Origin of the sequence: Bradyrhizobium sp. 160, assembly GCF_023073735.1 — a bacterium.
Lineage (GTDB): Bacteria > Pseudomonadota > Alphaproteobacteria > Rhizobiales > Xanthobacteraceae > Bradyrhizobium.
In genome coordinates, this window is sequence record NZ_JADPKD010000025.1 from 32,741 (window position 1) to 55,549 (window position 22,809).

The 22,809-nt window shown below is 60.0% G+C and carries 18 protein-coding genes and 3 pseudogenes; 4 read left to right on the top strand and 17 right to left on the bottom strand.

Features of this window, described 5'->3' with window-relative positions; all coding sequences use genetic code 11:
• Window positions 1-107 precede the first annotated feature (107 nt).
• A complete protein-coding gene (locus IVA98_RS09490; RefSeq protein ID WP_247354775.1) occupies window positions 108-302 on the bottom strand; it encodes a hypothetical protein in 195 nt (64 codons plus the stop codon).
• Between the two features lie 913 nt (window positions 303-1,215).
• Between IVA98_RS09490 and IVA98_RS37555 the strand changes: the two are divergent.
• Together IVA98_RS37555 and IVA98_RS37560 are read left to right on the top strand one after the other, a co-directional pair.
• Window positions 1,216-1,947 (top strand): annotated as a pseudogene (locus tag IVA98_RS37555) (aldehyde dehydrogenase family protein); the annotation flags it as partial.
• Window positions 1,948-1,967: 20 nt separating this feature from the next.
• A pseudogene (locus IVA98_RS37560) lies at window positions 1,968-2,726 on the top strand (MFS transporter); the annotation flags it as partial.
• A gap of 231 nt (window positions 2,727-2,957) precedes the next feature.
• On the opposite strand, the gene ald reads toward IVA98_RS37560, so the two are convergent.
• Window positions 2,958-4,070 (bottom strand): alanine dehydrogenase, encoded by a 1,113-nt coding sequence (gene ald, locus IVA98_RS09500; RefSeq protein WP_247278008.1) that lies wholly within the window; start codon window positions 4,068-4,070, stop codon window positions 2,958-2,960.
• Window positions 4,071-4,629: 559 nt separating this feature from the next.
• Here ald and IVA98_RS09505 point away from each other — a divergent pair.
• Window positions 4,630-5,088, top strand: a complete 459-nt coding sequence (locus IVA98_RS09505; protein ID WP_247354777.1) for a helix-turn-helix transcriptional regulator — start codon at window positions 4,630-4,632, stop codon at window positions 5,086-5,088.
• A 143-nt stretch (window positions 5,089-5,231) separates the two neighbouring features.
• Window positions 5,232-5,605: pseudogene (locus IVA98_RS09510) on the top strand (acyl-homoserine-lactone synthase); the annotation flags it as partial.
• A gap of 307 nt (window positions 5,606-5,912) precedes the next feature.
• Here the strand turns inward: IVA98_RS09510 and IVA98_RS09520 are convergent.
• The 15 genes from IVA98_RS09520 to IVA98_RS09590 all read right to left on the bottom strand — a co-directional run bounded on the left by IVA98_RS09520 (window position 5,913) and on the right by IVA98_RS09590 (window position 22,596).
• Entirely contained in the window at window positions 5,913-6,155 is a 243-nt protein-coding gene (locus IVA98_RS09520; RefSeq protein ID WP_247334032.1) for a DUF2274 domain-containing protein, read from the bottom strand.
• Window positions 6,156-6,160: 5 nt separating this feature from the next.
• A complete protein-coding gene (locus IVA98_RS09525; protein WP_247354779.1) occupies window positions 6,161-7,366 on the bottom strand; it encodes a TraB/TrbI/VirB10 family type IV secretion system protein in 1,206 nt (401 codons plus the stop codon).
• Complete coding sequence (gene trbG, locus IVA98_RS09530) at window positions 7,363-8,337, bottom strand: P-type conjugative transfer protein TrbG (protein ID WP_247305801.1); 975 nt, start codon at window positions 8,335-8,337, stop codon at window positions 7,363-7,365. The genes IVA98_RS09525 and trbG overlap by 4 nt, the downstream gene beginning before the upstream one ends.
• Before the next feature lies 1 nt (window position 8,338).
• The gene (gene trbF, locus IVA98_RS09535; protein WP_247278012.1) at window positions 8,339-9,019 is read right to left on the bottom strand and encodes a conjugal transfer protein TrbF; all 681 of its coding nucleotides are present in this window, start codon (window positions 9,017-9,019) and stop codon (window positions 8,339-8,341) included.
• A 51-nt stretch (window positions 9,020-9,070) separates the two neighbouring features.
• Window positions 9,071-10,303 carry a P-type conjugative transfer protein TrbL gene (gene trbL / locus IVA98_RS09540; RefSeq protein WP_247305796.1) on the bottom strand — a complete coding sequence of 411 codons (1,233 nt, stop codon included), beginning with the start codon at window positions 10,301-10,303 and terminating at the stop codon, window positions 9,071-9,073.
• 3 nt (window positions 10,304-10,306) lie between these two features.
• Window positions 10,307-10,678, bottom strand: coding sequence for a putative entry exclusion protein TrbK-alt (trbK-alt, locus tag IVA98_RS09545; RefSeq protein ID WP_247305793.1), 372 nt, complete (start codon window positions 10,676-10,678; stop codon window positions 10,307-10,309).
• Window positions 10,679-10,680: 2 nt separating this feature from the next.
• Window positions 10,681-11,415, bottom strand: a complete 735-nt coding sequence (gene trbJ / locus IVA98_RS09550; protein WP_247305790.1) for a P-type conjugative transfer protein TrbJ — start codon at window positions 11,413-11,415, stop codon at window positions 10,681-10,683.
• Window positions 11,415-13,847, bottom strand: coding sequence for a conjugal transfer protein TrbE (trbE, locus tag IVA98_RS09555; RefSeq protein ID WP_247354781.1), 2,433 nt, complete (start codon window positions 13,845-13,847; stop codon window positions 11,415-11,417). Before trbE ends, trbJ begins: the two co-directional genes overlap by 1 nt.
• 8 nt (window positions 13,848-13,855) lie before the next feature.
• Window positions 13,856-14,119, bottom strand: coding sequence for a VirB3 family type IV secretion system protein (locus IVA98_RS09560; RefSeq protein WP_247278017.1), 264 nt, complete (start codon window positions 14,117-14,119; stop codon window positions 13,856-13,858).
• On the bottom strand, window positions 14,119-14,445 hold the full coding sequence (locus tag IVA98_RS09565) for a TrbC/VirB2 family type IV secretion system protein (protein ID WP_458309325.1): 327 nt from the start codon (window positions 14,443-14,445) through the stop codon (window positions 14,119-14,121). The genes IVA98_RS09560 and IVA98_RS09565 overlap by 1 nt, the downstream gene beginning before the upstream one ends.
• On the bottom strand, window positions 14,442-15,362 hold the full coding sequence (gene trbB / locus IVA98_RS09570; protein ID WP_247305784.1) for a P-type conjugative transfer ATPase TrbB: 921 nt from the start codon (window positions 15,360-15,362) through the stop codon (window positions 14,442-14,444). The genes IVA98_RS09565 and trbB overlap by 4 nt, the downstream gene beginning before the upstream one ends.
• Window positions 15,363-15,851: 489 nt before the next feature.
• Window positions 15,852-17,147: a C4-dicarboxylate transporter DctA gene (locus tag IVA98_RS09575; RefSeq protein WP_247278019.1), complete on the bottom strand. Its 1,296-nt coding sequence runs from the start codon at window positions 17,145-17,147 to the stop codon at window positions 15,852-15,854.
• A gap of 540 nt (window positions 17,148-17,687) precedes the next feature.
• Window positions 17,688-18,902, bottom strand: a complete 1,215-nt coding sequence (locus IVA98_RS09580; RefSeq protein WP_247354783.1) for a TlpA disulfide reductase family protein — start codon at window positions 18,900-18,902, stop codon at window positions 17,688-17,690.
• Window positions 18,903-19,119: 217 nt separating this feature from the next.
• Window positions 19,120-21,015: an MFS transporter gene (locus IVA98_RS09585; protein WP_524536365.1), complete on the bottom strand. Its 1,896-nt coding sequence runs from the start codon at window positions 21,013-21,015 to the stop codon at window positions 19,120-19,122.
• A 1,431-nt stretch (window positions 21,016-22,446) separates the two neighbouring features.
• The gene (locus tag IVA98_RS09590) at window positions 22,447-22,596 is read right to left on the bottom strand and encodes a hypothetical protein (protein ID WP_247278021.1); all 150 of its coding nucleotides are present in this window, start codon (window positions 22,594-22,596) and stop codon (window positions 22,447-22,449) included.
• Window positions 22,597-22,809: the final 213 nt, after the last annotated feature.

Below are 22,809 nucleotides of genomic sequence, written 5' to 3' on the forward strand. Positions count from 1 at the left end.
GAGAGGCTCTTTTTGACGATTTTCATCGCGATGGCTTTGTCCTCGCCGCGTTACATGAACTCTTTCTCGTGGCGGCGCATCTTCAGCATCAATATCGCGCGCTGAGGCTAATTGAGCTCGCTCACCGGATGCTCAAGTGCGCGCACGGCCATTCGTAACTTGCCTTGAACTCCTTCTTTCTCGTTGAAGCCAAGGTTTCGTTGGGCCGAGACCACGTTCTGGAAGCGTGTTGCATAGAGATTGATGACAGACCGCAGGGAGGTCGCCTCCTTCATGGGGTCATCGTCGCGCAAATCGGTCACGAATCCCTCAATACGACTGGATGCTGCGAGCTGGCGCTAATGATTGTCGGCATGTTTCTTGATCGATTCTTCACTGGGCTTGCGCTCGAATTCGGTTGCAATTTGCCCGGATTCCAAGAAGGTTTATGACAACGATACGACATGACCTTTGAATTCGTTGCTGGCATTCGACTCACGTTGCGCCACGCTCCCGTAGAGCGTGCGACAGTGCAGGTTGCGCCTGTGACAATGACCCCTGAAATCCCCGTCAGTGCCAGCTGTTCGAGTAGCCCAACGTGGAATCCGCGACTCGGTGATGATGTCCAACGATTTCTGGTGGCGACTTTGCTCATTTTGCCCGTCAAATGACTTGTCCGGACGCGCCCGATGCTGGTTCGCACTGTCGCGCAGCTATCCTGCTAAATCGCCGAGCTCAACGTTTCTCTGCCGCTCGTGGACGCGCGCTGACTAATTTAGATTGATCCTGAAACCGAGCTATCGAGGGTACGGACGCGTACACCGAGCGAGTGTTCGATGGCCTCAATGAACAGTACGCAAGCGAATATTCTCGCGAGAAACGCTTCACGATAGCAGTTGCTGCAAACTTGACGAAATCTGCGCACAAAAACTGCAAGATATGGCTGCGAACGCCTCCAATCCTCCCAGGTAAATGAGTATCCGATGTCCGCTTGCACGATCTGACGACGTTTCGTGCAAGATTGGAGTTCCCAGTGAGTTCATTTACTTGCCGAGCTCCTATTCAGTGCCCTTCGGGGCGTTTCCTCCCTGACTCGGCCGCGCGGTATCTCGCGCGGCCTTTTTTCACGCTCGACGAAGATCTGATTGCTCGGATTTGAAAACCTCCAGGAGCAACGGGACGGCCCCGACCGCCGCCGCACAACCCACGCAAGGCTCGTCCATCCTGCGCTAGCGTCTGAAGGACCCGTCACTTCTGCCGGAGGCCTGCTACATTGATCGCGCCTGAGTCGGCTCACCTTGCCTTTGGTAAAAACGATCTGGCGATCGGCACCTCCGAGCAGGGCAAGCCGCTCTCCAAGGGCCCCAGGCGAAGTCGATATCGGTGGCGCCTATGTCGAGTTCTACACCGAAGAGGCGCGCCGCATCTATGGCGAAACGATTCCCTCGCCGCGCCCGGATGCAAGGCTGCTTGCGATCAAGCCACCGATTGGCGTCTGCGGCACCATCACGCCGTGGAACTTGGCCAATTCGATGATCACCCGCAAAGTATGGCTGGCGCCCGCCGCAGGCTGCACGGTGGTGCTGAAGCAAACCAGCAAGACGCCGCTCTAGGCGCTTGCGCCCGCGTCCCTCGCTGAGAAGGCCGGCGTGCCCAAAGGTGTCTTCAACGTCATCACCGGAGATTCGCGACCGATCGGCGAAGTTTTGTGCGAGCACGCGGGCGTGCGCTTTGTCGGCTTCGGCGGCTCGAGCGAGGTCGGCAAGATCCTCTACCGTCGCCTGAAGAAGCTCGGTCTCGAGCTGGGCGGTAAGGCGCCTTACGTGGTGTTCGACGACCCGATATCGATGCCGCCATCGAAGGCGTCATCGTCTCCAAATACCGCAACATGGGCCAGACCTGCGTCTGCGCCAACCGCCTCTACGCACAGGCAGGCATCTATAAGGATTCGTGCAGAAGCTCTCAAGGTCGCGGCGATAAAGATCCGCGAGGCTGCGGTTCGTGCCTGCACACTGTCCATGAGCGGCGCGATCGCGAAGGTTGTGCTCCGTTTCATAATTCGCTCTTGACAGCCGCAGCTCTGGTTTTGGCGGGCGCCGTATGGACGTGGACGCTATTCGACATTGGCGTGCAGCTCTACGCCCCACGCTGGGTTGCGGGCCAAGCCGTTGCGGCTTGGTAGGCTGCGTTCTCTGGGGGCCTCGCAGTTGGCAGTTTGGGCTGAGGGCGCCTCACCGATGCCATCGCTTTCGACATCACGCTGCTCGTCTCTGCCGGACTGATGCTGCTCTTGCGGCTGCTTGGGCGCTGGCTGCGCATGCCGGCCATCACTGAGCGCGGGATGACGCCGACATTCTTGCCGATCCTAAGGTGCGGCTCACGCTGACCACCGGAACGGCCCACTGGTAATTGAGCTCGACTATCGCGTGGCCTCGGAAAATGAGCGAGCCTTCCACAACCTCATGCAGGATGTGCAGCTCTACCGGCAACGCAACGGCGCCTATGGTTGGTCAATTGCGCGTGATATCGCCGCCCCCGAGCTGTGGACCGAGTGCTAGACTGGCCGACATGACTCGATATTTGCGCCAACGCAACCGCTGGACCAGTCGGAGCGCGCATTAGACGAGAATGCCACGGCTTTTCATATCGGGCCTGAGTCCCTGCGTATCCGTCGTATGCTGGAGCGCCCGCTTGGGTCGGTACGCTGGAAAAATAATGTGTTCGACCGCGCCGCGAGTGAGCTCTAGCTGCTGGTTGAGCGCGCGGCGCAGGCACTAGCTGTCGTCCGTTCCATCGCACCCGCATTCAAAGACCTCGGGCACGTTGACGCCCTTGCGCTTGGCTAAGCCTTCGCCGTCAATCAAGTTGGGTAGAGGACTTCCATCTCCGAGCTGTCGCTCATACTCGGCACACAAAAAGGGCCACTCTGATGAGCGGCCCAAGTCTGCGACGAAACGTCCCGTAGGGGACCTCTAGGATCAGGCCGCCGCCTGTTCGATCGGCGAGAAGGGAAGACCAAGGCTCTCGGCGACAGCCTTATAGGTTAGCCGGCCCCGATAGACATTTAGGCCTGCGCGCAGATGCGGATTTTCGAGCACAGCTGCAAATCCTTTACTGGCGAGAGCCAAACCAAAAGGCAGCGTAGCGTTGTTGAGTGCCTGGCTTGAGGTGAGCGGCACAGCTCCCGGCATGTTTGCGACACAATAGTGGATAACGCCATCCACCTCATAGGTTGGATCGGCATGTGTCGTGGCCCGCGATGTCTCGAAACATCCGCCCTGATCGATTGCTACGTCCACGATCACGGAGCCTTTGCGCATCGAACTCAACATACCGCGGCTGACCAGTTTCGGCGCGCTCGCGCCAGGAACGAGGACGGCACCAATGACAACATCCGCCGCAAATACCTCTTCTTCAACGGCGTCAATCGTCGAGAATCTGGTACGTACTCGCCCTTCGAACAGCTCATCCAGTTCGCGAAGCCTGGGAATCGAACGGTCGAGGATCGTGACCTCAGCACCCAAGCCTGCCGCCATCCGTGCAGCGTGAGTGCCGACAACGCCCCCGCCGATCACCACAATGCGAGCGGGTGGCACGCCCGGTACCCCGCCAATCAGCAGTCCCCGTCCGCCCGCGTACCGCTTCAGCGCCGCACCCGCGGCTTCAATCGCAAGTCTTCCCGCAACCTCGCTCATAGGGGCAAGCAGTGGAAGGCCACCGTGCGCGTCGGTCACAGTTTCATAGGCAATTGCGGTGCAGCCAGACTTCATGAGGCCCTTCGCCTGGTCCGGATCCGGAGCCAAATGCAGATAAGTGAAGAGGATCTGGTTTTCTCGAAGCTGCGTCCATTCGGAGGGCTGTGGCTCTTTGACTTTCACGATCATTTCGCTCGACGCGAATACCTCGCGAGCAGAGGTCGCAATCGTCGCGCCAGCCTTGCGGTAGTTATCATCTGTCGCGCCAATCCCGGCGCCGGCGTTGCTCTCGACCAATACGCTGTGGCCAGCTGCAACGTATTCGCGGACGGCCCCAGGCGTCAGGCCGACGCGGTATTCGTGCGTCTTAATTTCCTTGAGAATACCGACCTTCATTTGCAATCTCCTTGGTGAGCAGTTCGTTGTAATCGGAAGAGCAGTACAAACCTGCGAGGCGAGAAGCCAAATAGCGCAGTAATCCGGCGATCTGCCCCGCCTGCTTGCAGGATTTCGAACAGACGACCGAAGACCGCCGAGTTGGCAGGGATGCTACCACAGGGTGGCAAGACCTGATGCGGCCCCGGCGCCAAACCGGGCATTCGTGATCAGGATTGATCTACGCCGGACTGGATCGACTTCTTCGTTGTTTGCCTCATTCGCAACGATGCTCGATTCGCTAAGACGAGTGGCGCTTGCGAGGGTGACCCGCGGGTTCATCAAAGATGGATCGGGTTTTTCAAAGGTTTGCGGAACGATTGACCGAAAGCACGCATCAGGACGCAGCTCAGCAGAGCATGGCTGAGGTCGCCGCTGCGCTCAAGCTGTCGTGCTTCGCATATCTAGCTCTTCCCATGAGCCGGGCAGTGCTCCCAACGTGATCTCGACATATCCCCTCGTGGACCGCCATCTATCTGCAGCGTGGCTACGAATCCGTCGATCCGGGGTGCGTCGGGCAATGCGCCAGCCTAATCCCTTTCGATGGGGCTTGGATTTGAGGCGCGAAATCGGTCGGAGTCCGAACGCGCTTTGTTCGAAGAAGCCGAAAAATTTGGGATTTGCTGCAGGTTTACATTCTATCCACGATGACAAGGGCGCAATCGCCGCGCTGAGCTTTGCAAGTGACGAGCGTCGAACTGGTTTCGAGCGCGCGCTTGTCGAGCACGCCCAGAGCCTGCGATTAATCGCAACGTTTTTACATGAGCATGCAAAACGCTTCTGGACGATTGATCGCATGATCGGCGGCGTGGTGCTGTCTCCTCGCGAGTACCAGTGTCTCGAATGGTCCGCGCGCGGTAAATCGGCTGGGGAGATCAGGATCATTCTCGGCATCGCAGAGCCAACCGCGGGATTTCACCTAGACAACGCCCGTGCAAAGCTGGTGTCAGCTCGCTTCGTCAAGCGATCGTGCGGTTGACCGAATCAAAATCTCGAAAATGAAACACCGGCCTTCCATAAACACCTGTGGAACTGCACAGGATGCGCTTGCCTAGGCCTTCTGCTTAGTTGCCGAAACGAAGCAGGGAGGCAAAAATGATGCAGCTCATCACGCCGGAGTACATGGAAGTCGACAAGTTTGACGTCCTTGAGCGGTGGATCTACTGAACCGCTCGGGAGCCGGACGTATTCAAGGTTGCGTCCGGCTTTTGCCTTCGACCGGTCCAACCATGCTGGGGGACATCTTCCCGATCCTGCTGGACGGCCAGCCGGCGCCACGAAGCGATCGGATCTGGGGGAGCAGCCGATTCGCGCTCGATGTTCCCGCGGATGCGCCGAAGGCGAGCGGCGGACTTGCTGCTGCCAGTTACGAGCTGTTTGCGGGTATGATTGAATTCGGCCTTTCCATTGAATTGATCGAAATCGTCGCTGTGACCGACGCCCGCATGGAGCGCATTCTTCGCCGGGCCGGATGGCCCCTTGGCAGGGTGGGAAAACTCGGGGAATTCGTCCACGATCTCGCCGAGATGCACCGGCTGCGCTACCGCGTTTTCGAGCAACGCCTGGATTGGACCGTCGAGGTCAGCGGCAGCACCTATGTCGGACTCGAGCACGAGGCTTATTCCTGTCTTCATGCTGATCAGCCTTTTGATGATGCCGTGACTGACGAGCAACATCAGGAATTCCTGCAGGGCCGGATCTCATTGCCGGCGTGCCGATAGGCAGAAAACTCGAATCGGCTCGCACCCGCGCCATTGCGCAGCTTTCGGTAGACAAGGTCCGCCAAATTCGCCTCTCCGAGCGCTATTCCTCGCCTTCGATCGGTCGCTGACGCGCGCGGCGCGCTTTCCGGAAGCTCCTGTCGGCCGCCATGAACCGGGCCAGCATGGGCGCGATAAGCTTGGCCGGATCTCCGATCGGCTGAGCGGTCTCCTGTGCAAGGATCTGGGCATATGCCACGAGATCCCTGTGCACGCTCGCGGGCAGTTCATGCGTAATCTTGATCGGCTTGTCGTCTTCGATTGCTCCGATCTTAAGCTTTGTCATCGTCCTCAGCCTCTATACGGTTCGAGCATCAGGTCACGGTTGACGATCACCCGCACCGGAAATCCCGGACGGATCGTCAAAGTCGGCTGTATGTTGAGATTGCGGCGGACAACCTGCTGGCCTGTTTGATTGATCGAATCCCCAGCTCCACGGCGGAGGGCGGCAATGAGATCGTTGTTGGTATTGCCGTTATCCGCCCCGGAATTCACCTCCGTGCCGACGGAAAGCAGCGTCGAAAGAGCGGCCGCCCCCAACAGTTCCTTCCAATGATTGTCGACCTCGTCCTCAAGACCAGAGAAGCCTGCCGCATCTGCACCGGGCTGCCGTTCCAGAACAATCGACCTCCCATTCGGCATGATAAGGCGCGTCCAGACCAGGAGCACGCGCGACTGCCCAAATGCGACCTGGCTATCGTAGCTCCCGATCAGCTTTGCTCCCTGGGGGATAAGGCGAGCTCGCCCGGTAGGAGAATCGTACACCGACTCTGTGACTTGCGCCGTGATCTGGCCAGGCAGGTCGGAGCGGATTCCTGTGATGAGAGCGGCCGGAATGACCGTTCCGGCCTGAACGACAAAAGGCGAAGCCGGCCTCACAAGGCGATCGGAGCTTGTCGTCCGACGATCGACCGTTGCACTGACGAACGCAAGCTTTCGGTCTTGGCCATTCTGAGCAAATGCTTCGTCGGATGATGGCACGCCGCTCGAACGGGCTTCGCTCGATGAAGTGGCGGGGGCTTGTGGCCGGACATTGGTGCTGGCAAATACCTTGCTGGTCCGTGCCGCCTCGCTCTCCTGATTGACACGCTGCTGTTCGGCATCAATACCGAGCGAGCTGGATGTCGAAGATCCCTGTGCTGCGACGATCGGCCGACCGAGATCACCGGGCAAAGGCGGCCCCAGGCGCGGCACGTCCTTCGGGATCTCGGTGTAATCCTTCGGTAAGGTCGCGAGCTGATCGGCGACGTTATGGTGGTCAGTCGCGTAAAGCTCCTCGGGTGCTGAAGTACCTGACCGTTTCTCGTGCAGCGCCCAGAGCACCGCGCCAGTGATCAGCGCGAGCACAAGGGCGCTGCCGCCGATAAGGACTTTCCGCGAGAGGCGCGCAACTTTTGGCTGATCCGGCCGGAGCCGCAGGGTTTCGGCAATCTCTTCCGGCGGCTTGCCCCGAGGCGCTTCCTTTGGTGTATCGATCGCCTGGTCCGTATCGTTCAAAGCGACCTCCCGTCGGTTCGCACGATCCTGACCTTCTGCTGGTGCTCCTCCCCCAGCCTCAGTTCCGCGGCCGCGAACAGCCGGTCAACAATCAGCACATTTCCGTAAGCGCGGTAGTTGACGATCTCGGTTTTGCCGTCGGGCCCGATCACGAAGAGCGGCGGCATCTCGCCCTGACTGACGCCGGGGGAGAATTCAATGTAGGTTTTTCGGCCGTCATCATAAGCGTTGACGGGACGCCAAGGCGGGCTGTCGCCCTCGATGGCGTAGCGGTAGCGGCGCGCCGGCAGGTCCGGAATAAAGGGTGCCGGCGGTAAAGCTTGAGCTCGCCCGCCAGGATCCGGCGGATAGAACCAGGCGACCGAGGGCATATAGGGCTTTTCGTTGGCGCGAAGCTCGATCAGGTAAGTCCGGCGATCAGTATTGACGACGAGGTTGGTCTCGATCGAGGGACGGGTTGGCTTGACCATGATGTGAACGCGGCGGGCGACGCCGCTGCCACTCTCGGTGTCGCCGACCACCCAGCGGACGGTATCGCCTGCGGCGAGCGGTCCTGAGCCGATCAGCTGCTCACCGGGCTCGAGCGCAATGTCCGTAATTTGCCCCGGCGCGGCATAGATCTGGTAGAGCGCGCCCGGACTATAGGAAAACACTTGCACCGCATTGTAGTAGCCGGCTTTGCGAGGCTGCACGCGTGCAGCGTCATTTGCGGTTTCGATGCGCTCGACAGGCTCCTCGGCCTCCGCGCTCTTGCCGCCTCGTGCAGCCTTCCAGGTCGGTGGCACATGTAGCGGTCGCGGGCGATCATCGGCAAGCGCCGGCAAGTCCGGTGCCGGCGGGAGCTCGTTGTCGTAGCTGATTTGCGGCGGCCTGAAGGTCGTGCAGCCGCCGAGCGTCGAGACACAGACCAGAAGAGCCAGAGGCAAGCACGGCCGCGCTTTTCGTGACACAAAAACAAGACCTGACGGCATGTTAGCCGAGCTCCTTTGACCAGTTGATAGCGTTGACGTAGATGCCAAGGGGATTTTTGCGTAGGCGATCCAGATCGCGAGGCATTTCCACGACGATGGTAAGGATGGCAGTCCACCGTTCCGTTGCGGCAAGTTGGCCGTTATCGTAGCGGCGCTCGATCCAGGCGAGGCGAAAGCTCTCAGGCGAGGCTCGGATGACGCTCGAGACCTCGATCGCGATTTGAGACTTTCCGAGCTTAGCGAAGGGGTCGTTGTTGCGGGCATAGTCGTTGAGCGCGGCGGCGCCGCGATCGGTCGTGAAGTCGTAGGCACGCAGCCAGTTCTCGCGGAGGACAATCGCGTCCATCGGCAAGCCGCGGACGTGCTCGATGAAGCGCGCCAGGTGAAACGCTATTTGAGGGTCCGTCGGCTGGTAGGCAGCATTTGCAGGGGCAAGTGCTTTCGCTTCACCCAATTGATCGACCTCAACCACCCAGGGCGTGATCGTGCCATGGGCTGATTGCCAGACCAGAGCTCCAGCAAAGCCCGCGGAGAGGAACAGGCAGCCGAATGCCATGAGCCGCCAGTTCTTGGCCTGGACTCGTGCTGCACCAATGCGGTCATCCCAGACTTGAGCTGCGCGTTGATAGGGCGTGACCGGCTCCGGCGTGCGGCCATAGTGAACGGCCGATCGTTTGAACATTTGTCTGACCTCAAGGCATGGTTGGAAATGGATTTTGGAGAGACAGCGAACTCAGCGATTGTCTTGTGAGAGGTCCACCGATGCGCCGCTCCCGCCGTGATCGCCTGACCGAACCGCGTGCGTGGCCGCTGATGCTCCCTGTTGGATGGTCTGCGCACGCTTCATACGCCGAACCCAGGCTGGCGGGCTGTCGGGGGCGGCCGAGGAGCCCCCCTCCTCCTGACCGACATGACCAGTCGCTCGCCCAAGGCCGGCTGCGAGCGAACGCAAGGGACTTGCCGCGCCTGGCGCGCTCGCCTCGACGCCGGAGCTTCCCGCCCGCAACATGTTCGTCGCGCCACTTGCAATCGCGCTTCCACCGCGCAGCGAGCCCGCAATCGCGCCGGCGGCAAGACCTGCAGCGCCGGCGGCAGCGCCAGCTCCTGCCGCGATCACCCCACCGGCAGCGAGGCCCGTGCCGACGGCGGTGCCTGCGCCAAGCTGCGGACCTCCGGAGACGATGCCATTGGCGATACCGGGGCCGAAGATGCCAAGGCCCAAGAGGGCGAGCGCGCCCAGGACAAGTGCCATCGCATTCTCGATGGTCGGCTGGTTGCCGCCAAAGCCGCTCGTGAACTGCGAGAACAAGGTCGACCCGATGCCCACGATGACGGCAAGGACCAGAACCTTGACCCCCGATGAGATGACATTACCCAGCACCCGTTCAGCCGCAAAAGCGGTCTTGCCGAACAGGCCGAAGGGGATCAGGACGAACCCGGCAAGTGTCGTCAGCTTGAATTCGATGAGGGTCACGAACAGCTGGATCGCCAGGATAAAGAACGCGAGCAGCACCACGGTCCAAGCAAACAGCAGGACCACAATTTGCACGAAATTCTCAAAGAAGCTGACATAGCCCATCAGCCCAGAGATGGAGTCCAGGATTGGCCGGCCTGCATCAAGGCCTACCTGCGCAATGCGGCCCGGCCTTAGGAAATCTGCTGACGAAAGGCTTGTCCCTGAGGCTTTCAGACCTAACCCCGCAAAACTTTCGAAGACGATCCGGGCGAGGTTATTCCAATTGCCAATCAGGTAAGCAAAGACGCCGACAAACAAGGTTTTCTTGACCAGCCGGGCGATGATGTCCTCGTCCGTTCCGAATGACCAGAACAGGCCAGCCAGGGTGATGTCGATTGCAGCCAGCGTTGTGGCGACATATCCGACTTCGCCCCCGACCAGACCGAATCCGGAATCGATGTAGCGGGTGAAAGCTTCCAGAAACTGGTCGATGACGCCCGTGCCGCCCATGGCTCACTCGCTTTGGCTCGGAATGGAGGGAAAGCCGGACGGGAGGCGACCTTCGTCTTTACGCGGGACTGGAGAGGGGAATGGCGCCGCGCCGGTCCGGCTATGCGAACCATCAATTGACCTGCTTCCGCCTAAGAACTGATTGCGCTGCTCGGCCCAGATCTTCTGGCATTCAGGCAGAGCGTCTTTCTGCTCGTAGGTGACGGTACGGCATTGCTCGAGCTTTGCTGCGGTCAAATCCGGTTTTGAGGCTAGAGAGACGGAAGACTGGGTCGCGCTCTCGTCGGTGCGCAGGCGAATGGCGCAGGCGGCAACCAACAGGACAGCAAGACCAGCTGCTGCCGCGACAGGTAGTCGTTCAAATCGTATTTTCATGATCAGTGGAACATCTGCACGGTTGTCGGTTGATAGTTTTGGCCCGGATTGAGAAAGCGCCGCAGCTGCTCCCTACCCTGCTCCTGCGCTGCAGCCCGTTGGGCGGATTCGAGCGTCTGTGCGCGACCTTGCGCGGCAACAGTCGCCGTAAGGTCCGCAAGCTGCTGGGCTTGCAGCGCAAGGAGCTGGTTGCCGGCCTGACTTGCCTGGAGCGCACCCGCTGCGCCCTGGCTCGCCGTCACGAGGGCGGACATCTGGATGCGGTTGGCGTCGAGATTGCCGACAACGCTCGCTTGGACCCTCATGGCGTCCTGCAGCCCGGCAACTGAGTTCTGCCAGCGTGTTTGGGCATTTGCGACCAGGAGCCCATCGGACATGCTCGCCGATGCCGGCGCATAGGTGGTGGAAAACGCGCGATCGATCTGCTGGACGTCGTAGGCAATCCGCTGCGCCTGCGAGAGTAGCTGCTGGGTGCGTTGAATCGACTTCTCGAGCTGTTGCAAGGATGAATAAGGCAGGCTCGCCAGGTTCTTCGCCTGATTGATCAGCATCTGCGCTTGGTTCTGGATCGAAGTGATCTGATTGTTGATCTGCTGCAGCTCACGCGCGGCCGTCAGCACATTCTGAACGTAGTTGTTGGGATCGAACACGATCCACTGCGCCTTCGCTTCGCGGGGCGCTTGGATCATGGTCATGGCGATGATACTTGCTGCCAGAAGCGGGCGGATACAGCTCATCAGAGCGCTCCTTGTTTGGCGAACTGCGGAATGAGATTGCAGGCCCAGCCGAGGTCGCGCGCCTTGAGCCAGCCGGTGACGAACTCGTCCCTTCCGTGCTCGGCAAGCACCCGATCAATCAAAGCCTGGTCGGCTTTGGACGAGGCGGCCGCGAAGGCGAGCGCGATTTCGCCAAGTCCGAGCTCGAACAGGCGGTTGCCGCGGCGCGATTGGCAGTAGTAGTCCCGCTTCGGAGTGGCGCGGGCGAGGATCTCGATCTGCCGGTCGTTCAGCCCAAAGCGACGGTAAATCGCCTTGATCTGCGGCTCGATGGCGCGATCGTTTGGCAAAAGGATGCGGGTCGGGCAGCTCTCGATGATGGCAGGCGCGATTTTGGAGCCATCGATATCGGCAAGCGATTGGGTCGCAAACACGACCGAGGCGTTCTTTTTGCGGAGGGTTTTGAGCCACTCGCGGAGCTTGCCGGCAAAATCGGCGTCATCGAGCGCAAGCCAGCCTTCGTCGATGATGAGCAGTGTCGGACGGCCGTCAAAGCGGTCCTCGATCCGGTGAAACAGATAGGCCAGAACTGCGGGCGCGACAGAGGTCCCAATCAATCCGTCGGTCTCGAACACCTGGACGGAGGCTTCACCCAGCCGTTCATATTCGCCGTCGAGCAACAGGGCGTATGGACCACCGAGGCAGTAGGGCTGCAGCGCGCGCTTGAGAGCGTTGGACTGCAGAAGAACGGAGAACCCAGTCAGAGTCCGCTCCTTAACTGGTGCCGAGGCGAGTGAGGTCAACGCCGACCAGACATGATCCTTGGTCTCAGGGGTGACTTCGATCCGCTCGCGCGTCAGGATCGATGCGATCCAGTCGGATGCCCAGCCTCGCTCGCCGACATCGTCGATGCCTGCAAGCGGCTGGAGCGAGACGAATTCTGAGGATTCCAGGGCGCCGCCGAGATCATGCCAGTCGCCCCCCGTGGCGATGGCCGATGCGCGGATCGAGCCTCCGAAGTCGAACGCAAAGATCTGCGCCTCGCGATAGCGGCGGAACTGCAGCGCCATGAGCGCGAGCAGCACCGACTTACCGGCGCCCGTCGGCCCGATGACCATGGTGTGGCCGACATCTCCGACATGCAGCGAAAACCGGAATGGCGTGGAACCCTCAGTCTTACCGAAGAACAATGGGGGCGCGTTGAGGTGGTGATCCCTGACCTCTCCGGCCCATACGGCAGATTGCGGGATCATATGGGCGAGGTTCAGGGTCGAGACCGGCGGCTGGCGGACGTTTGCGTAAGTTTGTCCCGGCAGGCTGCCGAGCCAGGCTTCGACGGCATTGACCGTCTCGGCCATGCAGGTGAAGTCGCGGCCTTGGACGACCTTTTCGGCGAGGCGGAGCTTTTCGTCGGCTGCGCGAGGATCCCCGTCCCAGACCGTGACCGTTGCCGTAACGAAGACCTGTGCGATCTGATCCGAGCCCAATTCCTGGAGCGCACTGTCGGCGTCCATCGCCTTGTTGTGGGCATCGGTATCCAGAAGCGCGGAGGCCTCGTTCGTCATCACCTCCTTCAGGATCGCCGCGGTCGACTTGCGCTTGGCAAACCATTGCCGCCTGATCCTGGTGAGGAGCTTTGTGGCATCTGTCTTGTCGAGCATGATCGCCCGCGTGGACCAGCGATACGGGAATGCCAGCCGGTTCAGGTCGTCGAGAATTCCGGGCGTGGTCGCGGTCGGAAAGCCCACGAGCGTCAGAACGCGCAGATGCGCCTCGCCCAGCATGGGCTCGAGACCTCCTGTCAGGGATTGATCGGCAAGCAACGCATCGAGATACATCGGAATTTCTGGCACGCGCACGCGATGCCGTTTGGTCGAGACCGTCGAATGCAGGTAGGTCAGCGTTTGCTCGTCATCGAGCCAGCCACATTCCGGCATGAAACCCTCGACGAGCTGCAGGACGCGGCCGGTCCGGTCGACAAAGCCGGCAAGCACCTCGCGCGCATCCGCTCCCGCAGCGCGATGGCTGCCCTCGTACAGCAGGCGCTCCGCCACGGCCGCACTCTCTGCCGGAGGCAGATAGAGGAAAGTCAGATAGTAGCTCGACTCATAGTGGCTGCCGGCCTCCTCGAATTGCGCTTTCCGCTCCGCATCCACCAGCGCCGAGGCGACGTCCGGGAATGTATCCGGCGGATAGCGTCCTGCCGAATGCCGTTGCGCCTCGACGAAGACGGCCCACCCCGATCCGAGGCGACGGAGCGCATTGTTGAGGCGGCCTGCGACAGCAACAAGCTCGGCCGGCACTGAGCTGTCGAGATCCGGCCCTCTGAACCGGGCCGTTCGCTGAAAGGATCCATCCTTGTTGAGAATGACGCCCTCATCGACCAGGGCCGCCCAAGGCAGGAAGTCGGCAAGGCGCGTGTTTGAACGGCGATATTCGGCAAGATTCATCATAGGCAACTCTAGGACCTGAGGTGGCTTGGAATACGGACGTGCCGGCGCACGACTTCCACGAAATCGGGATCGCGTTTTGCGGCCCAGATGGCGGCCATGTGGCCGACGAACCAGAGGAGGAGGCCGGCAACCCACAGGCGCAGCCCAAGACCGAGTGCCGCCGCTAACGTGCCGTTGGCGATCGCCACGGCGCGCGGCGCACCGCCCATCAGGATAGGCTCGGTGAGCGCACGATGCACGGGCGCGATAAAGCCTGCGACAGGCTCCTCCATTAGATCACCACGCCGCCGCCGAAGGAGAAGAAAGACAGAAAGAAGCTTGATGCCGCAAAGGCGATGGACAGACCGAACACGATCTGAACCAGGCGACGAAAGCCACCAGACGTGTCGCCAAATGCGAGCGAGAGCCCGGTGACAATGATGATGATGACCGCAATAATCTTGGCGACGGGACCCTCGACCGATTGCAAAATCTGGTTGAGCGGTTGCTCCCACGGCATATTTGAGCCAGCGGCGCACGCCGGGATACTGCTCAGCCAAAGGGTCACAATTGCCGTGGCCGGAATGCTGGCGCGGCGGAGAGATGAAGGCATCGTCATGATCGGTCTCCAATTGCAGAAAGGCTGTAATCGCCTGATGCTTCTAAGCCGGTAACGCGGGCGAGCTCGCTCAAGCGGCGTTCGGCGCCGCGGCCGCTGAGCACCGCGATTACGTTGATTGTTTCGGCGATAAGCGGCCGGGGGACTGTGACGACAGCTTCCTGGACTAGCTGCTCGAGTCGGCGTAGCGCCCCGAGCGCCGTTCCGGCATGGATCGTGCCGATTCCGCCCGGATGTCCGGTGCTCCAGGCCTTGAGCAAATCGAGCGCCTCGGCTCCGCGCACCTCACCAATGGGAATTCGATCGGGGCGCAGACGAAGCGACGAACGGACCAGGTCGGAGAGCGAGATCAAGCCATCCTTCGTGCGGAGCGCCACGAGGTTTGGCGCCAAGCACTGAAGCTCGCGCGTATCTTCGATGAGAACGACACGGTCAGTCGTTTTAGCCACCTCGGCGAGAAGGGCATTGGTCAGTGTCGTCTTGCCGGTCGAGGTGCCGCCGGCGACCAGAATGTTCTTGCGCGCGCAAACTGCATCCCTCAATGCACCGGCCTGATCCGGCGTCATAATGCCGACTGCGACGTAATCCTCGAGGCTGAACACGGCGACCGCCGGCTTTCGGATCGCAAATGTTGGCGCGGCCACGACCGGCGGCAGCAGCCCCTCGAATCGCTCCCCCGTCTCGGGCAGCTCGGCAGAAATCCGTGGGCTCCCGGGATGAACCTCGGCACCCACGTAGTGAGCCACCACGCGGATGATTCGCTCTCCGTCAGAAGGGGATATATTCTTGCCAGTATCCGTAAGGCCGCTCGACAGTCGGTCGATCCACAGTCGGCCGTCGGGATTGAGCATCACCTCGACGATTGCCGGATCTTCCAAAAACCATGCGATGGCGGGCCCCAACGCGGTACGCAGCATACGCGCTCCGCGCAAGTTCGCTTCTGAATCAAAAGAATGGATCGCCACGATTTGCCCCAAGCTGCTGAGGCCGCTTCGGCGCCCTCATCTGAAGGCAAATAAAAGATAGGTCGTGTCTTACCGCAACAAAGGGAATATGCCGTTCGAAGTCTAGCGTAGAAAAAGGAACATTTGAAAAGAGCGCCGGCTTGACGCGCCGACCCCTCGACGGCGAGGCGAGAAATCGAACCACTGTCGCTGCCGCGCGTAGGCACGATTGAGCTCCCGCTTTTGGAGGACGTCAAACCCGGGATAATGAACCACATCAGCCGGCGGGCTGCCGCAGGTACCAATGCCGACGCTGGTCTGGTGCACCACCGTGAGCGTAATGACCCTGCACCATTCCCCCTGGAATCAGACTGGCCCTGTACTGCACGACGATTGCCCCCCAGAATGCAGACATTCAAAGAGTGATTTCTAGTCCGCAATGGCCGAGCTGAGATCGCAGGTCTACTTGAGCTGCGCGTGTAGCGAGACATGGTCGAGTTCGCCTTCCCACCACGACACAAACACCGCGGCAATACCGTTTCCGATAATGTTGGTAAGCGCGCGCACCTCGCTCATGAACTTGTCGATCGAGAATACGATCGCAATGCCCGGGACGAGGTCAGGACTGACCACGGTCAATGTTGCGGCCAGTGTGACGAACCCGGCACCGGTAACACCACTTGCGCCCTTCGAGGTGAGCATCGCCACAACCAGTATCGTGAGCTGCTGGCCGAAGTCGAGATCGACCCCGAGCGCCTGCGCGATGAACAAGGTCGCCAACGTCATGTAAATGTTCGTCCCATCCAAATTGAAAGAGTATCCTGTCGGCACCACCAGGCCAACGACCGGCTTGGAACAGCCCAGCCGTTCGAGTTTTTCCATCAACTGCGGCAGCGCGCTTTCGGACGACGACGTTCCGAGGACGATCAGCAGCTCATCCTTGATGTAAACGATGAACTTTAGAATAGAAAAACCGACCAAGTGCGCAACCAGACCAAGCACAATGATCACGAAGAGCCCGGCTGTCACGTAGAACAGCGCAACCAAGCCGATGAGTTTACCGAGCGCGGACGGTCCGAATTCGCCGATAGTGTAGGCCATGGCGCCGAACGCCCCGATTGGCGCTGCCTTCATCACGATCCTAATGACACCAAACACCGCGTGTGCAGCATCGTCGACCAGACTGCGCATCCGCTCACCCCGCTCGCCAAGCGCCATCAGCGAGAACCCGAATAGGATGGCAAACAGCAGCACCTGTAGCACGTCGCCTCGGGCCAGAGCGCCAACTACGCTATCCGGAATAATATTAAGGAGGAAATCGACCGCCTTCTGCCCTTCCGCTCTTTTGACGTAGTTGGCTACCGCCGCGGCATCAGCCCTGGGAGCCAGCCCATGGCCGGCCTGAACGAGATTGCCCATCACGAGACCCAGGATCAGCGCGAAGGTTGAAACGATCTCGAAGTAAAGCAGCGCCTTGACGCCGACTCGGCCGACCTTTCGTGCATCCTGAACATGCGCAATTCCGGACACAACAGTGCAGAAGATGATCGGCGCGATCACCATTTTGATCAGCTTGATGAATCCGTCACCAAGCGCTTTGACCCAGCTGTTCGTCCCCACAGCAGGCCACAACCAACCAACGAGAACGCCAATCAGGATCGCGATGAGTACCTGGACATAAAGAACATTGTACCAGGGGCCGGATGGCTGGAACAGGGCGGCGGCTTTGACAGAGCGGCGCTGGCGGTGATTGTGCATCACGCTCGCCCCGGCGCCGTGGTACCAAAGAGGGGTGACAATGAAGGCACGGCTTGGCTCAGTGTTACCTTAGCGCGGCGCGCACAGGGCACTGACCGCTTTAAACGACCCCGTCCGTTGCCAGGGTTTGCCGCCTCTCCCGAATGGGCTTGTGGCCAACGCGAAACGAAGTGCTGAATCCCTTCTGAAACCAGCCATAAAAACTTGAGAAAGCTTCCTTGAGAGTTGGAATGCATCAACGTCACCACCCATTTCAATCTTTTTTGGTTGTTCGAAGATGCCACCAGCATCTTATAAGACGCCACCTTTAGCAGCCCGCGACCACTCTTCACCTGGACAGGCATTCTCGCCGCTATCGCACCGGATCGCGACGTACGTTGAAGAAACATTCATCGTAGAGAAGTTGTGGTGGTGCGGCTCGCCTGCGTTCACCCCTCACTCATCCTATCCTCGCCTCAGGTGAATGCCCCGACATCCCCAAAGGCATCGACGTCGATCGCAAAACCACAAGGGCCGAGAAGACATGGCCAGCAGCATTGCTCACGCTGCCTCCCTTGGCGATCCCGGTTGCGGCTTTTCGGGAGCTGTGTTTTGCGGTGTCGAACAACACTCCTCGTAACAGAGCTTCTCACTCCTGTAGCTCGCCAAGGCCTGGAGTGAGCACTGCACGAGATCCCGTTTCGCTACATCCGAGGCAGGCGCTGCATCCAGCCATTTCAGCGCCACCTCGACCAATTCGATCGCGCGATCCCTGTTACCGGTCTCGTAATAGTACCGAGCGACCGCCCCGTACGAGAGAAACTTCGCGCCCTCGCTGCCTTGGGGCGGATTCGCCGCCAGGATGTGTTCGGAGAGGTCCTTGCCCATGGCAAAGCGCTCGGCATGTGGAAAACCGGAGTAGTCTTTCGCGGGGTCGAAGAGCTGGCGGATGGCCACGCTCATCCAAACCACGGATTTCTTGTCGATCGCATCGCGAACCAATTGGCGCAATACCGCGAGGCCGGCCCGCATGTCGCGTATCTTGTGAAGCAACAATTCCGCATGAAGCCCACGAAAGGTGACCTCGTCCGGCATCGCAGCGAGTGCCTCCTCAACCCCTGAAAGGGCTACCGCCCAATCCTTACTGTTCATGGCGGCTTCAAGTCTGGCAAAGATCGGCTCCACCAGCGCTCGCTTCTGCGATAGTTCGCGCTTTCTGCGTCGACCCTTGGTTATCCTCTCCGCATCCAGGGCTTGGGCTTCGTCGCTCACTGCCCAGGAGCCGTCAAGAACTTTGGGCAACGCGTTATCGAATTGCGTCGGATGGCCGATAAGGGCGAAGCGGCCGTCACGATCGATCACGAATGACGAGGGAATCCCGACAGAAAAGCTGGGATCCATCCAAAGCTTGTTCATTTCGCCGGCGTAGTCGAATGCGATCGCGAAGTTCAGATTTGGCAAGCTCTTCGTCAACCAAGCGTCCAAGCTGGCTCGCGCTTCATCTGCCGTCGAAGCTTGTTCGTGAGCCGCGATGCCCACCACCTCAACTCCGCTGCTCCTGTATTTGCTTTGCAGGATCACCAAATTCTGCATCGAGGCGATACATGGTCCGCACCACGTCGCCCAAAACTCGATAATGTATACTTTCCCAGGTTCGAACGTTGTAACGGGCTGGCCACGTAGCCAGTCCTCAACTTTGATGGAGGGAGCCGGCGAACCGACTCTCAGCACATTCTCCGCACCGACTTGCCTTGCGCTCTCAGTCACACTGGTCATTGCTCAAATTCGCTTTACCTGGCTCTGCGGAAAACAACAGCAAGTCGCATGCCAGCCAGCGCTCATTGATATTACGCATGTTTCGTATCTTTCCTGTCGACCTTGTGACGCATGTCGCATATCCGACCAGCTGTTTGGAGCTTCTCAGGCAATCAGTCGGCCGGACGTTCTTGACGCGCCTGTAGACCGGCGAGGCGGGTCAGGCAGAGGGCCGACTTCACCACTCCACATCTTGATCGGTTTTCAGGATAACCATTTCGGCGATCGGGATAATGACGTGAACTGACCTGCTTTGGCCCGTCGACTTGCGCTTGAGGGCGATCTCAGATTTCCAAATCAACTCTTTGAGCCGAGGGGCGATGAACCAGACCAGGGCGACCAGCTGCAGCACAACATTGATACTGAACGCCGTCTGATACGCGATTGAGGGGTAGTGTCCGTCCTTTGCCGGCCATTGCGCGAGAATTAACCCCGTCCCGTACTGGACGAGGAAAGCCCACCCGAAATGCAGAACGTTGAGCACGCCGTTCGCGCGCGCGATCAGTTGGGCCGGAAAGTAATCTCCGATGATCGCGTAGCTGAGCACGATTGCTGATCCGACCACCGCCACAATGATCCACGACGGTAGCGACGGAAATGGCGGATGCAATATCAGCGCGAGTTCGGCTGCAATGAACACAGCAGCTATGATTGCGAGCAACGTCTCAATGTTCTTGCCATGCCGACGCAGCGAATCGGCGACCACGCCGAGCAGCAATGCGCCAATGCTTAGGGCTATCGCCATGACGAGCAATTGTGTGACAAGGCTTGTTCGATCCAACCCTTCCACATCGTTCAGCCAGGACGCTGCCCACAAGGACTGCAGGGCCCACGCGGACCCAATACATGTTGAAGAAATCGGCGCAATTCTCCAGAACCGCCCATCCGTATAGACGGTCTTCAGGCTGACCGTTCCTGGAGGGCTCTTCGCAGTTGCCTCATGCTCTGGAACCAAAAAATAGATCGAAGCGGCCGCGGAGGCACTGGATGCGGCAAGCAGCTCAAATAGACCGCGCCAGCCTATCCAATTAAGCAATGCCTCGGCTGGTGCGGTTGCCGTTACCGCGCCCAGTGCACCCAGCATGATCATACAGCCGTTGATGAGCGCCACGCGCTCTCTCGGAAACCAGAGCACGACTGTTTTCAGGCCAGACATGAGGGAAGCTGCGGTGCCAAATGCTATCATCGCGCGAGCAACCAGAAGCGACAGAAATCCACTCGATAATCCGAAAAGCGCAGCGCCTGCTGCAGCCAGCAGCAAGAGCGCACCCTGGACTCGGCGCGGACCGAAGCGATCCAAGAGCATGCCCATCGGAATCTGGCTGCCGGTAACGACCAGAAAGTAGATCGAGCCCAACAGCCCCAAATCGGCCGTACCAAGCTCCAATTCAGACGCGAGGCGGCCACAAATTAGCGTGTTGATCATCCGAAACAGGTAGGAAAGATAATATCCCGCGGCAAAGGGAAGGAACACGCAAGAGATGATCCGCCAGCTCCAACCCCGGTTGACCGGCTTCTCGCCTGATATCAGCCCAGCGGCATCGCTGCGCGTGTTGCTCGGAACGCGGCCACTGGCTTTAACACAAGGCGTTGGCAGCTGTCGAAAGTTGATATTGCTGCCGCCCTCCTCGGCGACAGCACACGCCTCTGAGTTTTCACCTACGACGGCCACACAGTGGGGTTCTTCTTCAGCTGGCGCTCGTCGAACGGCGCGTGACGCTCCGCCTCCCATTTCAGACCCGGATCGGCTGGAATTTCCCGAGCGATCAATTGCCTCCTGCAGCAAAGGGCGGCCAAACCGTACGCGACGATCGACCTGCTCGGCAAACGCCTTGAAGCGCTCGAGCCCGAGTACGCACGCCTCGTCATGCTTGGATGGCGGCATCGGCGGCGTCAGCGTGAGGTGGTGTCGCACATGGAGAGCCACTATTTCCGCGATCATCGCGATGTCCGTCCGCAGACTGAGCACCTGCTCATTCGTTCGCTCGATCGCCTCGAAAACAAGGCCCTCTATAGGCGGCGCCGGATCCAGGAAGCGCTCAAGAGCCGCCTCGATGGCGACGCTCTTGCCCATACCAGCGCGCTCAGTCGCGGCTTGGAGTCGCTGAAAAATGCACTCAGAAAGTTGAATCGTTATCTTTCTGGTCTGCTGAGCATCGCTTGGACTCGGCTGCGCGTCTACCTCAGCTTCATTCCGACTTGAGGTCGGTTCTCCCCGGCGCTCGCCGCTAATCTGCATACTCCAGCTTCCTTCTCTCTGCGACTGCACACCGCCCGCGCTTGCACGCGCGTGGTTTGTATGTTCGGTCGAAACGGATGAATCGCGCTGCGATGACGCACGACAAAAGCGTCGAGACCGCATGCCGCTTCAACCGCGGGGACATTCTGGTCGCAGTCTGGCGTACCGAAAGAAAGAAACGGCGGACTCTCAAAGACCAGCGCCAGACGTCTCGTAGCCTCTTGTCCCTCTAGACTGTCAGGTCGCCGACAGACGAGCGATTTCGCGGACGGTGCGTGCACCCTTACTTCAAATCGAAAAAGTCACCGATCCAAAAAAGAGGCGCAGGCGCAATCTAGACAGCGCCCTCGCGCCCCCGACGTCGCGAACGACCCCCGCGGACGCACCGGCGTTGTTCCCTATGGGGTGATGCGCCTCATAAGAAGCGCACCAGCTCATGCGCGCGACCAAAATACACCTGCGCCTCACCGATTTCCGGCATGCATCACCAGCGTGCGATAGGACTTACAACCGTTCGCGTGCCGCGCGTCCAGCCCAGCTCACGGCCGTTGAAACGTATCTGCTGGCCCGGTGCGACCACTCACTTCTCGGGGCCTTAGGGGAATGGTCGGCCGCACTGGCAGGCGGCTAAATCGCGTAGCGGGTCCCCCTCGCTATGGCGGCAGACGTAGCGCTCGTTGTGCCCGTCCTCGCCAGCCAGGAGATCCATCGCTCCCTCCGCACGCCGGGCATTGCTTCCGCATCTGATGGAGGACTGCCATGTGAATTGTCCCTGCCGACAGCGAGCTTACTCGCGCCAGATCGGCTGTTACAGCACGTCGCAGCACATTCCGCGCAAGGCCACTGCTCGCCCGCCTTGACGTCGGAGCGGCCGATGTACTTAAGTGCATCCTGGTAGCGTTGAGTTGGGGCACACCATGGATGTTGAGTTCCACAGCTTTGCATAGCGGGCGCGCGATCTGGCCGGTAAGGCCGACCCGTTCACGCGAAAGCGGCTTCTGGTGCTGCCCGCGAGATACGATGCCAAGCTCGGCAACCCTTCGTCGGCCAGCCGCGATCTTCAACGCACGCTACCGCTGCCCCGCACAGTGCCAGCCGTGAGCGCCATCTCCGATGCCGGCGAGGCTTGACGAAGACCGCCGGCAGCGGCAGCAAACATCACCGCTCCAAGGCGCTGGATTTTCCAGGGACGGTACACGAACTACATCGGGAAAGGATGCGCACCCAAGCCGGAGTGAGCACCCGGATCTCACCAGTCGACCGCCCTCACCGCACTTCGGAAGCACTGCGGCCGCCGAGCAGCTTGCCGGTGTAGGCATTCACGAAATGGACCGAGGAGCATGCCAGACAAACGACCGGCAGATGAGTGTCGGGACCGATCTGCTCCAGTGCCGTCAGCAGGTGCTGCACGTTCATGCCCGGCGTGGGCACCTGAAAAGTACTCTTTGCTCCATCCGGCCAGCATAGGGCTGGATACTGCGCCCTGAAACTGCGGTTGTTTACTGAGTGTCGGGCGACGTGGAAAATTGACCCCCTGACGACACGAGGAATTGACCCCCTCGCGACACGGTCAGAACGGGGGTTTTATGCAGCGACTCAGTTCAGGTCCTCTGCGGTTCAAAGATCCGC

What these genes read in the sequence shown, in the direction of transcription:
- ald (WP_247278008.1), bottom strand. Translation starts at nt 4,070, where the DNA reads ATGAAGGTCGGTATTCTCAAGGAAATTAAGACGCACGAATACCGCGTC.
- IVA98_RS09505 (WP_247354777.1), top strand. Translation starts at nt 4,630, where the DNA reads ATGCGCCAGCCTAATCCCTTTCGATGGGGCTTGGATTTGAGGCGCGAA.
- IVA98_RS09520 (WP_247334032.1), bottom strand. Translation starts at nt 6,155, where the DNA reads ATGACAAAGCTTAAGATCGGAGCAATCGAAGACGACAAGCCGATCAAG.
- trbG (WP_247305801.1), bottom strand. Translation starts at nt 8,337, where the DNA reads ATGCCGTCAGGTCTTGTTTTTGTGTCACGAAAAGCGCGGCCGTGCTTG.
- trbF (WP_247278012.1), bottom strand. Translation starts at nt 9,019, where the DNA reads ATGTTCAAACGATCGGCCGTTCACTATGGCCGCACGCCGGAGCCGGTC.
- trbL (WP_247305796.1), bottom strand. Translation starts at nt 10,303, where the DNA reads ATGGGCGGCACGGGCGTCATCGACCAGTTTCTGGAAGCTTTCACCCGC.
- trbK-alt (WP_247305793.1), bottom strand. Translation starts at nt 10,678, where the DNA reads ATGAAAATACGATTTGAACGACTACCTGTCGCGGCAGCAGCTGGTCTT.
- trbJ (WP_247305790.1), bottom strand. Translation starts at nt 11,415, where the DNA reads ATGAGCTGTATCCGCCCGCTTCTGGCAGCAAGTATCATCGCCATGACC.
- trbE (WP_247354781.1), bottom strand. Translation starts at nt 13,847, where the DNA reads ATGATGAATCTTGCCGAATATCGCCGTTCAAACACGCGCCTTGCCGAC.
- IVA98_RS09560 (WP_247278017.1), bottom strand. Translation starts at nt 14,119, where the DNA reads ATGGAGGAGCCTGTCGCAGGCTTTATCGCGCCCGTGCATCGTGCGCTC.
- IVA98_RS09565 (WP_458309325.1), bottom strand. Translation starts at nt 14,445, where the DNA reads ATGACGATGCCTTCATCTCTCCGCCGCGCCAGCATTCCGGCCACGGCA.
- trbB (WP_247305784.1), bottom strand. Translation starts at nt 15,362, where the DNA reads ATGCTGCGTACCGCGTTGGGGCCCGCCATCGCATGGTTTTTGGAAGAT.
- IVA98_RS09575 (WP_247278019.1), bottom strand. Translation starts at nt 17,147, where the DNA reads ATGCACAATCACCGCCAGCGCCGCTCTGTCAAAGCCGCCGCCCTGTTC.
- IVA98_RS09580 (WP_247354783.1), bottom strand. Translation starts at nt 18,902, where the DNA reads ATGACCAGTGTGACTGAGAGCGCAAGGCAAGTCGGTGCGGAGAATGTG.
- IVA98_RS09585 (WP_524536365.1), bottom strand. Translation starts at nt 21,015, where the DNA reads ATGGGCAAGAGCGTCGCCATCGAGGCGGCTCTTGAGCGCTTCCTGGAT.
- IVA98_RS09590 (WP_247278021.1), bottom strand. Translation starts at nt 22,596, where the DNA reads ATGAACGTGCAGCACCTGCTGACGGCACTGGAGCAGATCGGTCCCGAC.